Consider the following 12,016-nt stretch of genomic DNA (forward strand, 5'->3'; position numbering starts at 1 on the left):
GCCGAGCGAACGGTCGACGGCTTATGGAATACCGTTGGCCAAATCCTTACGCTGTTCGAACCACAAGAATGCGCCAACTACTTCAAATCGTGCGGATATGACCCCGAGTAAAGCGGACACGCTCTAGCAGAGCAAGCGTCGGCATGGTTGGCAATATCGACCGCCCAGTTCAGATTTCTGCGATAAGCAATTGTGCCGCGGATAGGCTTGCGGCTCGGTTCTTATCTACATCGCGAAGCCGACAGCCAGTGCGTCGCAATAGTTCGCGCATCATGTGGAAGTCAGTCGAGCCAAAATACGGTGTGAAAATTTTGGAGGACGCAATGTCGTCCTTGTATTGTGACTGGAGTTAGCACTCCCAACAGACAGTGCCCATTTCAATGGCCGTCGAGACATGTACGATGCGCCTTTATTCGCTTGAAGCAACTGAGGCCGAAATATGAACGCAGCTAGGCTTGCATTTACTTCAAGCTTTCCAGATGGCTCACTTCATGTCCTCCAGAGTAATCCGATAGGAAGTTTGCCGAGTGTTGGAATAAACTTCGCGGGCGACATCGTATATCTTTTTCCGTGAGGCGTCGAAGGCAGCAAGGAGCGATGCTTCCGTCGCTGGGATGACGCTGGCTTTCTCAAATGCAGCTTTATCAATTAGAAATGGAACCGAAGTCATTCCATCGTAGCCGACAAATCGTACTCCCGCCTTAAAATCATCGAAACTTCTGCTAGGGTTTGGAAATAAAAGGACCATTATATTTCGCTTTAAACTTCATCACCTTGATCATCCCCACGATCAACGGCTTTTGCCATTGTTCGATACTTCTTGGCGAATTGTTTCAGCGCGATTTTTAGGCGACCTTCATCACGTGTTCCCTCCTGAAACCGGCGTGCAAGATAGCGTGCAGCATCGCTGCGCAAATCTTGCGTGTCGTCAGGTTTGCGAACCTCCCTGAGTAGGCGCGAAATCATAGTAATGTCTCTGTGATTCAAAGCATTGGAAGACATTTTGTCCTCCTTTGTTGCGGGCCAGGCGTCTTAGCCTGAATGACAGCGCCCGTTTCAAATGCTGTCGTGGTGATCACCATGCGCTTTACGTAGGGAAAAAGCAACTAAGGCAGCGATATAACAGCTCTTAGGTCAGTTTGGCCTGCATCGCTGAAAACGTTTCTTAGTCATATACGCAGAAATCACGTACCAACCAGCAATTTAAAACTCGATTTTCTCCGCAATACCCCGCTGGGCATCGTGGGTCGGATAACGGAATGCCCCCTATCATCGAACAGAAATGGAAGCCAGACTTAAATGTTCTTCGATCTGATTGAGTGCCAGTCAAGATTCTTGATGATTGCCCCTCGTCAACGGCGATATCGCCCGTCTATCTTGGAGAGAAGCGAATTGGCGCCCCGTTGATCCCATAAATAAAGTTTGAAGCTTAGCTGGTAGGAATCGTGTCTGGCCATTCCCGTGCGCCATGAAGTACGCGGAGGATACGAACAGCCGATTGTGTTACAGCATAAGCCGCGACGTATGGGGTACCGTTTATCACCAGTTCCCGCGTCCCGGCAATTCTGCCAACGCGACCACTCGCCGGAAAATCAATTAGGCGACGAGCAGCCGCGACTATTCGTTCGTCGACCATGATTGCAGATGAGGGATTCTCCGCCTCAATGAAAGTGAAGATGGCGTCTCGATCTGATAACGCAAATGCGGACCAGGTGAGCTTCACGACTTGAGCGCCGCTGCTTTAAGGCGCGCTGCCGCCCGTCGTCTTTCGAAATGAGCCGTGACTTCATCATCCGGCACGTCGGGTCGCGTGTCGTGAAGCGCTTCAAGAACCTTGCTGCGAAACCAGGCATCGTGCGCTTCGCTGCCTGATATAAGTTCGAGCGGTAATGCCCCCTCGTTCGCCGTCCGTGTGAGTAAGATACGAACTACGTCCGACACCGTAAGACCCATACTTTCAAGCACCGCAGAGGCACGATCTCTAACTTCGGCATCAATGCGAGTTTGAACGAGTGCGTTAGAAGCCATAAATTTCTCCAACTTAAAGCTTAATTGTAATGCATATGAATTACGCAGTCTATAGAAAATTTCTGTGTGCGCCAAGTCACTGCATTTTCCGCCTTGGAGCGATACGATCCACTCGTCACTATCATTATTGGCCGACGTACTGATTGCCAGTCAGAAACCGTTTCCATCTGTCCTAACGCCCGAAATGGGCCACCTAATAACAACTATTGGGTAGTCTGTGGAATCTAGCCTGAGTTTGACCCAGTTTTGTGTTTGATATTGATCAGACCTAGCGCAGGTATCCTGTTGAATCCTTTGTCGATCTCCATCTTTGTGTGGTTTAGCCCGAAATAGAAATCTGGCTCAAAATCTGGCGAAACTCAACAATGACGGCTTCTCTGCACCAACATCGGGCCGATATACCTAAGAAATAGCCGAAATATATCGCCGAGCACTGGGAACGATTGGTTATGATTAGCATTATCTTGCAGTGGTCGGGGCGCTTGCCAAAAACGAATGGAATACAGAGTGGTCGAAGATGGTTGCGCCTACTTAATGGGGCAGATTCATAGTTTGCGTAACGTGTTACGATCTGTAAGTAAAAAGATTGATCCAACTGAAAAGAAATACATGATCTCAACGCTCTTAAACGAAATACGTAATTATGAAATGCAGTTTGAGGCTTCGACTGATGATAAATTTAAAGAATTTATTATGGGCGCTATCGAAGAAAACAAACGTTTATTGAAGGTTTCAAGTTAAGTTTCGTAATTTTTGTTATCACGAGACGTTACTGATAGAGGTAAATTCCAGATCCGACAAATATCTTAGATTTGCGAGATGCGACGTTTTATTGTGTGTTTAACCAATAATGACATGCAATAAGTATTGGTTTACTCGAATCATTTCACTTTAACAATACGTTTATTTGGTAAGTGTTTTAAAATATTAAACTGCTTCTCTCTTCAAAAGTGACTTTAATCATCCAGCAACAATCATCGGCTCTATGGGGCACAACATGGTTGAAACCACCAGTACCGAGCAAACAGCGGAGACGCTGAAGGAAGCACTCCCATCTAAATCCGCTGCGATACATGAATTGATACGCAGACACGGCGAGAAAGAGCTCGGGCGTGATGTGCTCGCATTACTCTGGTCGGCCATCGCCGCTGGCATATCGATGAGTTTTTCTATGATGGCAAGAGGCATCCTCGAAGCCAACCTGCCAGCGTCCGAAATGTCGTTTCTGATAAGCTCAGCAGGATATTCGGTCGGCTTCATCATAGTAATTATAGCGAACCAGCAGCTTTTCACTGAAAATACTATAACACCTGTGCTGCCGTTTATGGACCAACCAAGCGTCCGTAATTTGTGGCGGGTTGCCAGGCTTTGGGGAGTTGTACTTACTGGAAATCTGATTGGAGGAGGAATAGCAGCCACCGCGTTCGCCATGCTACCCATTTTTTCTGATGACACGTTACGCTCATTTGTAGCAATGGGGCATCATTTAATGGAAAACACTGCAGGAGAGATGTTTGGAAAGAGTATAATATCCGGCTGGCTGATCGCTACGCTTGTATGGATGTTGCACAGCACAAAAGCTTCACACTTCGCAATAATATTTCTCGTCACCTACTTAATAGCCATCGGCGATTTTACACATATAATAGTCGGTTCCATTGAGGTTATATTTCTTTTGCTGATTGGCGAAGTTTCCTTCACAGACGCAGTTTTGCGTTTTGGCATTCCCACTCTGTTTGGCAATGTATTTGGCGGGACGTTTATTTTTGCTCTCATTTCGCATGCACAAATCAAAGCTGACGAGTAATGACGTTTAGACGGTGCGCTGCTGAACACGCGAGGAGCATTAATTTCGTCAGAGACACTCGTCGTTCAAATGGAAAAACCTCATATGCCGTTTCGATCTGGACTATTTGTTGGCACATATAATCCCCAACAGTTGAGCGCTATGCAGGAAGCGTATCGTGAAACTTGCCATCAACTCGGCCGCACAACTCAAAGTCCGATCAAAGCTCAAAGATTAGCCAAACAAATATACCACGTCTACGACAGCGGAGTTACCGACCCTATACAAATTGCTCGCATCATTTTGCACGCAGAAAGCATCGATTATAACTTGCAATATTCAATGAACGATTGCTATGCTTCAGGTCATCGTCGGCAAAATGTATTCAGCACGTTAGCCGCGCAAGATTTTCAATACGTTATCTGCCGGAAGCGGTTTACTGATTAGGTATCCCTGACCATTATCACATCCGATCGAGTGTAAAAAATCCAGCTGACTTTGTGTTTCAATACCTTCAGCCACGATGGCCATACCGAGATTATGGCCTAGTTCGACTATTGCTTTTACGATAGCTGTGTTTTGTGGCTTTTTGCCAAGTCCGGCAATGAAGGACTGGTCGATTTTTAAAGTATTAATCGGAAAGTCGCGCAAGTGAGTGAGTGAGGCATAACCAGTCCCAAAATCATCCAGCGAGATTTGCATGCCGGCGGATCGAAGCTCCGCCAGAAGTTGTCCTACAAGCTTTAGATCATCTCCCCAAAGAACCGTTTCCGTTATCTCAACCTCAAGGCTTGAGCGCGGAACGTTCATTGCGTCGATTTTTCGGGTGAGTAAATCTGCGAAGTCGGGATTGAGAAAGCTAAATTCGGAAGCGTTAAAGCTTATAATGCCCGGATCCAGCCCCAGACATCTCCAGGAGGCAATATCTGCAACAACTGCGTTGAGCATGTGCTCGGTGATTGTTCTCGAACTCATGGGATCAGAAAATGCAGGCCAAAACTCAGACGGTCCGATAATTGAACCGTCGTCGTCCACGATACGAGCCAACGCTTCAAAACCATATACGGAAAGATCGGCTAGCCGAAACTTGGGCTGATAGTGGGGCATTATTCGTCCAGTAGCAGCGGCTGTGCGAACCTTATCAATTGCAGCACGTCTGGTATCAAAGATTGTGGCTGTTTGAGAGGTGTAAAAGCCTATATTCCCGCCTCCGGACCGCTTAACTTTATAAAGCGCCATATCAGCGCAACGAAGCAATCCGTCGGGCGTATCTGCATCATCTGGAAAGCAAGCGATCCCCAAAGACGCAGTCACGTGGATCGCATCGCTATAAAAACGTATTGGCAAACTCACTTGGGAGAGTGTTTCATCGGCAAGGACACGCAGACTGCTAAACGAAATTGACCTGTCTACAATTAAAGCAAATTCATCACCGCCGAGACGTGCGACGAAAGCTCCTGTTCCTGCAACCTGCTCAAGCCGCCGCGCAACCGTCTTGATGACTTCGTCGCCTGCGTGGTGGCCAAGCGTGTCGTTAACTTCTTTGAACCCATCGAGGTCGATCATAAGAACATGAATTTTTTTTGCCCGACGCCGCCTTTTTAAAAGTCGCTCGGCCAGATCTTTTTGGAACCAGTGCCGATTGGCAATGCCGCTAAGATGATCAACATGTGCACTGAGCCAAAGCGCACGCTCTGCTTCATAATATTCGGTAATATCCTGAAAAATACCGATGACGTGGACCGGCTTCCCCTCGTCCATTTCCACATCTGCACTCGCACGAATACGCCGCTTGCGGCCACGCGCTGTGATAAAATTTATATCGAACTTAAACGACTTGCCCAATTCCACAGCATCTTTGACAGCATTCCTGACAAGCGTGCGATCCGGTTCCGGATAAAAACTAAGGGCGTCCTCTAAGTTAACCGTTTCACCATCTTCAAGCTCGTGAATAACACGGATTTGATCGGACCAAATAACCTCTGTTGTTGCAACATTGATCCTCCATGCGCCTATAGCAGCCATCGTCTCCACTTGTGACAACAATGCTCCGCGGCGGCCAGCTTCGCGTGATTGACGATTGGCCTCTGCAGCGGATTCGGTTGACATCACAAGATGGCGATGCGCCAATAACAGACCTTCGACAGCTCGACCTAACCTTACGAGCTGGGCGATTTGCTCATCACTGGGAACTTGGGGCTCTGTCCCAATCACACACAGTGTTCCAAGATAAAGTTCTCGGTCAAGCGATAGAGGTACGCCGGCATAGAACCGTATATTCGGCTCGCCAGTGACAAGTGGATTATTACAGAAACGGGGATCACTCGTTGTATTGTAGACGACGAGCGGTTTCTTCAGGCTAATTGTGTAGTCACAAAAAGCGATCTCGCGCGACGTTCCATCAAGGTCTATCCCACATTTTGCCTTAAACCATAGCCGGTCTTCCGCCATAAGTGAAACAAGGGAAGTGGGACAGTTAAAAATAGCGGCAGCAGTTTCAACGATTGCATCAAAGGCGGCCGATGGTGGGGTGTCAAGTATGTTGAGCTCATGAAGAGCATTAATGCGTTGCCGCTCGCTGTTTAACTCAACCATAACGACACTCCCACGTCGGCATCACATTAAATCAAAATAATCACCCAGGTTACCGAGGGTAGCGCAGATAGTCTACACAAGTCTTTATTTATAATATCTGAATAACTTATATCTATTCAATGTAGGTCTCGAATTGAGAACACGTCATCTGTTAAACATCCGGATTCCATATTAGGTCACTATGAAAATAATATTTAACTTCGTAGTCGCTGTTTGATAAAGTGTAATTAGAGTACGTGTTTTAAGAATTGCGTGAGTTCAGTATTTTAATTTTCGACCTTCTGATGCCAGTACCATTGATTCAGACATCTATATGAGAGATATGATTTGGGACCTTTTTTAGTAACTTATTTTAGTCTTTGAATTCGCTTCGAACACTATGAGACAGGTTCTATGACGATAAGTTTTAATTGTCCGGCGAGATAAATACATAAAAAATGTGCACTGCCAAGAGAACCAGAAATCCTACGGCAGTCTGGGTTAAATGTTGAAATCCGCTTAAACGACGACTAGATGAACGAAACGGGAGCGATTGAGATCCTAAACACTGCTTTAGATGCCCATCAATCGGATAATGTTGTCTTTGTAGTGAAGACTGGAATCTGATAGGACGTACCTTTATGTAATAACGCCTCTATTCGTAAGCGCCCAAACAACATTTTATCCGAAGGTCAATGCTGACCGACGCGCAAAAGCCTTTTTTGGTATAATTTAATAAGAACATTTATTCTTTCAGTAATGACACTATAGTTAGTTAATATGAGTTAAGCGAGTTTTGGGGCGGGGATATGGATCAGGCATCAGCAAAAAATAATATTGCTTCAGAATTATTTGAATTGAAGCCAGCAACCTGGAACTCGTGGCGCGCGATAAGAACAGCCTTTTGCATCGGATTCCCTTTTGCTGTTGCTTTGTTCTTTAACGATATAATGACCGGCATGTGGATCGCGATGGGTTGCCTGATGATGGCGACCGGCGAAGGCTCAGGCAGCTATAGTTCAATATTTAAAAAAATGCTGATTTCTGCGCCAATCGGTGCTTCAGGCTACCTCCTCGGTTATCTTGGGATATTGCCTTGGGCTTTCGTTGTTTTTGCAATGATGCTTGTCGGCTTTTGCGCAGCATATTTGAGCAACAAAAGCAGCACATTATCCATCGGCACGCTCCAGGCACTACTTTTAGCGTCAATCGCACTTGGAGTTCCTGCTATTAAACCATTTTGGCAGCCTGCGGCTCTTTATCTGGTGGGTACTCTTCTCTATTCAGTAGTCCTCGGTTTGGAAGCGTTGATACGCGGTTGGCATTCACAAGATGCTCAATCAAAAAAGGTAACTCATAGTTCCTCAGCCCAAATTCGTGCTGCAACTCAACGATCAATTGTAGCAACCGCAATCGCTTTTTCGGTCTGCCTTGGTGTTTCTTATTCTTCCCATTGGTTTGATCATGATGCCCACTGGTTCTGGATCCCCCTCACAGTCGGTTTGGTGATGAAGCCTGACTTTGGATCAATTCGAGACCGTGCAATTCAACGCACCATCGGAACAATCCTTGGCGTCATAATCGGCGCTGTAATCTTAACAGCCGTTCCAAAAGGCGCTTTGTTCATTGCTCTGATGGCCGCTTTGAGCGCTATGTTGCCGTGGGCAATGCAGCGATCCTACATTCTGCAAGCCGTTTTTCTAACACCACTGATTTTAATGCTTGTTGATGTCATAGTTCCAGGAACTGCCAATATTGACTATGGAGCTCAGCGTCTCGTCGATACAGCGATAGGCAGACTGATAGTGGTTCTTTTAGGGTATATCCCGCTTCAATATGTGAATAGATTAAGGACGTGACGTGGCTCTGCGATGAGAACATTTTTTGATCATTAAGTTTAGAAGCTTTTTTGAAATACCCGGACTATCGTATGCTAAAATAGGTGAGACTGTTTATCTGCGACTGAGTTTGCAATTGGCTAAGAAGGTATGGCGTGATGATAGATTTTGGGTTGACAGCTTTACCCGATCCCATGGTCCTTACCAACGCAGGCGTGTCCGGACGTTGAACCAGATTGCCACAAGTGATAGCCCTGCCATAAGGTATCTTCATCAGATGCGACCCTGCTTTCCGCACAAAGTTTACTTCTCATTGCGATACGCAAATCGAAAACTTGGAGCTGTCGGGGAAAGTAGGCCGTGATCAGTGCGCTTCGGGCGCACTTTCTTGTTCGACCAGCTCCTAGTGCACCAAAACCACGCAATTGGACACATCAAGCGCAAAGTCCAGTAAGTGCTTGACTACCAGCATCGTACGGCATTCCTCTCCTAGTAGACCGCCCACAGCGCGCAGCACTTCGTCAACCAGTTCCGGATCAAGCGCTGAGGTCGTTCGTCGAACAACATAACGGCTTCATGGAGAGTGCAAGCGCATTGGCTACAGTCTGCTGCTGGCCACCAGACAAATGTGCCGGATAGAAATTGCGCTTTTCGGCAATGTCACATTAGCGAGCAAAGCTTCTGCCTGGTGCAAGCATTCAGAACGCGAACGTCCCTGCACATAGATCGGCGCTTCAATGATGTTTTCGGGAAGGGCTTTGCGTGACCAAACATTGAAGCTCTGGAATACCATGCCCAGTTCAGAGCGAATGCGCGAGGCCATTTTTTGTTTGCCGGATAGGCTCAGCCCATTGAGTTCTTCGCCATGAGAATTATCCAGTTGAATGGCTGGATAGCCCGTATGCCAATTGTGGATGAAAATCAGACCATGAGCCAAGACCCATTGTCGTAACATTCGATACAGCTCGCAATCCTGTCGCTATGAGAAACTCAGTGTAACGCCCAAATAAAGCTCTCGTATCGGACCGAATAAACTGGCCTTTTAAACCTTTCATCAGAGCGCCCGTCAGGGAAATCGCATCATCATCGTTAAAAGCCATTACTGGACCTATTAAATGTCCTCTGCCAAATTGTCTTCGCATGGAGAAACCAACTATTTTTCCTCCACGATCAATAACTCGCACTTCAGATATGCCTGCAAGATAACGCAGAAGATGACTTCGATCAGCAGAATAAGCGTCCGCATCGCAATTGCAAATTCCTTGAAGATCGTTGATATTGGCGGGGCGGCAAGTCACTTTAAAACGCGGCAGATCGAGGAGATATCCTTGATACTGAAAAATATAACTGGCTTTGCTGGCACCTACAGACTCATAGAATGTAATTGAATGATTACAAGCATTTAGAAATGTGGGTCCGCCACCGGTCTTTTCAACGACGTGGCTGATAAGCCACTCTTCTAATCCGGAATTTTCCAGCTTAGGATGAGCGATCGTCATCCCTATGGCAAACCGGTCTTCACCAAACGGGAAGTACATAGCGGATCCTTGAATTCTACCGATCTGATCAATAGCCACTACACCTTTTCCTAAGGCCAGATTAGCAATCCAGTCTCGCTCTCTCTGTGGCCAGCCAACACTTACCGAAAGAGCTTGAAGTCCAGCTAGATGCTGCGGTTTTATGCAAACAAGTGACAATTCATAGCTATCTAGGCTTCTGTATTGAGAATGATGGGCCATGAAATCTACCTGAGCTACCAAATGCACCATGCTTTACGGAAATTTTAGTCCACGCTCTTTTTGGTAGCAATCGAAATTATACGTGCAACTTGGCTTTGAACTCTGTTAACGTACCTGTAAGTCGTTCTCGGACCAAGACATTTTTCAGCGAGAAGATGTTTGGCAATGTTTTTTCTCAATTAAGAAAACGCAAATCACCGCGCCCAAATTTCTGCCACCCACTGTTATTATATGGCAGTTCATTAAGCATTCTCTAGAACATAATCAATTTGAGACGTAATGACGATTACCACATCCTTAATTGGATTATCCATGCGAATAAAGGTATATTTTTCGGTTATTGCGGACTTGTTCTCTACTCTTCTAAATTTGATTGCCCGGCAAATATTTCCGCGAAAGTTTTATTTTATCATACTCATAGTGCATAACGCTCAAAGGAGCAGTTAGCGGACACTGACCACTATCCATGACCTAACCGTTCAAATGGCGCACTCGAGCGCGCTTCATGACGCTGATAGACATATCACCGCAATTCCGGTTTGGAGACAGCCTCAGAATAACCCAAAAGTGTTTGCTTTTTTGTAGATGCCTGTGAACCTTTTCCTGGTCACCTAGTTTATCACATTAAAAGGGAAAATGATGGCAACATTTATCACAACAATATCGGCCGTTTGGATTGTCCTAATCGCATTTTCGGCGTGGAATGAACGTAACGGTGGATAGCGATTAGTTTAGGTAGGTATCAACTACCTGTTCGAGCTGTGGATGCAGGCATCGGCTTAATCAGCGCTGAAAATCAAATTTACTCTCCCTTTCCAGTTGCAAACTTTACGCTTGCACTTTTTGCTGATAGCAAAATTACGCTCCTAACTTACAAGCATTTATCATCCAATTCCACGATCGGCTTGAGGTAAGAGCGTGGTTCAGTCGCGGTTTGCTGATTTTAAACCATGTCTTCAATCTTTACTTCTGAATTTTGAATACTTGAAAGCCATCATAAATAACATCTTTATAATAATTAACCTAAATATGATTTTCTTATTAAGAAAACTCATAAGTACTAATTAAATCGATAAAAATATCATTAATATTTTCAAAATTATAAAATAAATTATATTCTATGTCAGAACTATCCCACTGTTATTTAGAAAATACTTGCGGTTTCGGCTTTACATCGATTATGGGGAAACCAGATGTCTCAACGAGCTCCCCCTCAATTTTCACTTCACATAGCTGTCCCAAGAGCTAACTCTTTAGCCTACCCAATGACCCGGGATGTTACCCAATAGCCAATATAGGCTGAAACCGCAGATAACACAGTGCCCCAGATCAGATCAGCAATTGTCAGCGTCCACGACCAGTTCTTCAACGTGGCCTGATTGGTCAGATCATAAGTGGCATAGGCGACAAATCCCAAAAGAGCACCGTTCAAAAGCGTGACTGCTCCACTACCAGCTAAAAGGCCCGGCCTGACCGCAAAAAAGACCAGTCCGAACACGAATATCACATAGAAAACAATCGCCGGGGCAAGGCGGAAACTCGGCGCGAGCATGTCACCCATCACAGGGCGATAAAACACATTCGCCATATTGGTGAGCCACACTGAGTCAATCGCCAGAAAAGCAATAGCCGTTACCACATAAGCAACAATATAGGACTTCATGAATGCTTCACTCTCTTATTTTATTCGCGACCAGCTGACATCGCGGCACAACAGGCCCGCCAGAACGCAGCCATTGGTGGTCATCTTGTCGCCATTGACCTTGACGTTGATCTTGTAGGTGAGATTACGCTGCGGATCGAAAGCCGTTCCCGAATATTGGCCGTCCGCAGTCTCGTTAATACTCATAACCAGCCGGTCGCCGGTTTTCTCTTTTGCAGTCCCCGGCTTGATCCATGTATTGGTGGCACAAATATCTTTGCCACAATCCGCGATTTTGACCCGCGCCTTACCATCACCGCGTGCCCAGTTACCGCCTATTGCTTCGGCCTGTGCCGACACAGGAAATAACATTGCCGTAATGCCGATCATAATTATCCATTTCATCGAC

The 12,016-nt window shown here is 46.0% G+C and carries 11 protein-coding genes and 2 pseudogenes; 4 read left to right on the top strand and 9 right to left on the bottom strand.

The features are described from left to right. A pseudogene (locus ACOZHT_RS19310) lies at window positions 1-111 on the top strand (IS630 family transposase); the annotation flags it as partial. A gap of 373 nt (window positions 112-484) precedes the next feature. On the opposite strand, the gene ACOZHT_RS19315 reads toward ACOZHT_RS19310, so the two are convergent. The 4 genes from ACOZHT_RS19315 to ACOZHT_RS19330 all read right to left on the bottom strand — a co-directional run bounded on the left by ACOZHT_RS19315 (window position 485) and on the right by ACOZHT_RS19330 (window position 2,028). Continuing rightward, window positions 485-748 carry a DUF1488 domain-containing protein gene (locus tag ACOZHT_RS19315; RefSeq protein ID WP_339514444.1) on the bottom strand — a complete coding sequence of 88 codons (264 nt, stop codon included), beginning with the start codon at window positions 746-748 and terminating at the stop codon, window positions 485-487. 11 nt (window positions 749-759) lie between these two features. Then, entirely contained in the window at window positions 760-1,002 is a 243-nt protein-coding gene (locus ACOZHT_RS19320) for a hypothetical protein (protein WP_339514446.1), read from the bottom strand. 427 nt (window positions 1,003-1,429) lie between these two features. Beyond that, entirely contained in the window at window positions 1,430-1,723 is a 294-nt protein-coding gene (locus ACOZHT_RS19325) for a type II toxin-antitoxin system RelE/ParE family toxin (RefSeq protein WP_339514448.1), read from the bottom strand. Further along, entirely contained in the window at window positions 1,720-2,028 is a 309-nt protein-coding gene (locus ACOZHT_RS19330; RefSeq protein WP_064322969.1) for a type II toxin-antitoxin system RelB/DinJ family antitoxin, read from the bottom strand. The genes ACOZHT_RS19325 and ACOZHT_RS19330 overlap by 4 nt, the downstream gene beginning before the upstream one ends. Before the next feature lie 507 nt (window positions 2,029-2,535). Here ACOZHT_RS19330 and ACOZHT_RS19335 point away from each other — a divergent pair. After that, window positions 2,536-2,769 carry a hypothetical protein gene (locus tag ACOZHT_RS19335; RefSeq protein WP_339514450.1) on the top strand — a complete coding sequence of 78 codons (234 nt, stop codon included), beginning with the start codon at window positions 2,536-2,538 and terminating at the stop codon, window positions 2,767-2,769. Between the two features lie 256 nt (window positions 2,770-3,025). Then, on the top strand, window positions 3,026-3,835 hold the full coding sequence (locus tag ACOZHT_RS19340; protein WP_339514452.1) for a formate/nitrite transporter family protein: 810 nt from the start codon (window positions 3,026-3,028) through the stop codon (window positions 3,833-3,835). Between the two features lie 372 nt (window positions 3,836-4,207). On the opposite strand, the gene ACOZHT_RS19345 is transcribed toward ACOZHT_RS19340, so the two are convergent. Next, the gene (locus ACOZHT_RS19345; RefSeq protein ID WP_339514454.1) at window positions 4,208-6,409 is read right to left on the bottom strand and encodes a sensor domain-containing phosphodiesterase; all 2,202 of its coding nucleotides are present in this window, start codon (window positions 6,407-6,409) and stop codon (window positions 4,208-4,210) included. A gap of 788 nt (window positions 6,410-7,197) precedes the next feature. Here ACOZHT_RS19345 and ACOZHT_RS19350 point away from each other — a divergent pair. Continuing rightward, window positions 7,198-8,247, top strand: a complete 1,050-nt coding sequence (locus tag ACOZHT_RS19350; protein ID WP_421566296.1) for an FUSC family protein — start codon at window positions 7,198-7,200, stop codon at window positions 8,245-8,247. A gap of 385 nt (window positions 8,248-8,632) precedes the next feature. Here ACOZHT_RS19350 and ACOZHT_RS19355 read toward each other — a convergent pair. The 4 genes and pseudogenes from ACOZHT_RS19355 to ACOZHT_RS19370 all read right to left on the bottom strand — a co-directional run. After that, window positions 8,633-9,079: pseudogene (locus ACOZHT_RS19355) on the bottom strand (ATP-binding cassette domain-containing protein); the annotation flags it as partial. Between the two features lie 19 nt (window positions 9,080-9,098). Beyond that, entirely contained in the window at window positions 9,099-9,965 is an 867-nt protein-coding gene (locus tag ACOZHT_RS19360) for a GNAT family N-acetyltransferase (RefSeq protein WP_421566297.1), read from the bottom strand. Window positions 9,966-11,223: 1,258 nt separating this feature from the next. After that, window positions 11,224-11,628, bottom strand: a complete 405-nt coding sequence (locus tag ACOZHT_RS19365; RefSeq protein WP_339514298.1) for a DUF2177 family protein — start codon at window positions 11,626-11,628, stop codon at window positions 11,224-11,226. Window positions 11,629-11,643: 15 nt separating this feature from the next. Further along, window positions 11,644-12,012: a DUF2147 domain-containing protein gene (locus ACOZHT_RS19370; protein WP_421566298.1), complete on the bottom strand. Its 369-nt coding sequence runs from the start codon at window positions 12,010-12,012 to the stop codon at window positions 11,644-11,646. Window positions 12,013-12,016: the final 4 nt, after the last annotated feature.

Origin of the sequence: Ochrobactrum sp. EDr1-4 (genome assembly GCF_049199085.1) — a bacterium.
GTDB lineage: Bacteria > Pseudomonadota > Alphaproteobacteria > Rhizobiales > Rhizobiaceae > Brucella.

Excerpts from the sequence above, each read along its gene's own strand:
- ACOZHT_RS19315 (WP_339514444.1), bottom strand. The coding sequence starts at position 748 with ATGGTCCTTTTATTTCCAAACCCTAGCAGAAGTTTCGATGATTTTAAG.
- ACOZHT_RS19320 (WP_339514446.1), bottom strand. The coding sequence starts at position 1,002 with ATGTCTTCCAATGCTTTGAATCACAGAGACATTACTATGATTTCGCGC.
- ACOZHT_RS19330 (WP_064322969.1), bottom strand. The coding sequence starts at position 2,028 with ATGGCTTCTAACGCACTCGTTCAAACTCGCATTGATGCCGAAGTTAGA.
- ACOZHT_RS19340 (WP_339514452.1), top strand. The coding sequence starts at position 3,026 with ATGGTTGAAACCACCAGTACCGAGCAAACAGCGGAGACGCTGAAGGAA.
- ACOZHT_RS19345 (WP_339514454.1), bottom strand. The coding sequence starts at position 6,409 with ATGGTTGAGTTAAACAGCGAGCGGCAACGCATTAATGCTCTTCATGAG.
- ACOZHT_RS19350 (WP_421566296.1), top strand. The coding sequence starts at position 7,198 with ATGGATCAGGCATCAGCAAAAAATAATATTGCTTCAGAATTATTTGAA.
- ACOZHT_RS19360 (WP_421566297.1), bottom strand. The coding sequence starts at position 9,965 with ATGGCCCATCATTCTCAATACAGAAGCCTAGATAGCTATGAATTGTCA.
- ACOZHT_RS19365 (WP_339514298.1), bottom strand. The coding sequence starts at position 11,628 with ATGAAGTCCTATATTGTTGCTTATGTGGTAACGGCTATTGCTTTTCTG.
- ACOZHT_RS19370 (WP_421566298.1), bottom strand. The coding sequence starts at position 12,012 with ATGAAATGGATAATTATGATCGGCATTACGGCAATGTTATTTCCTGTG.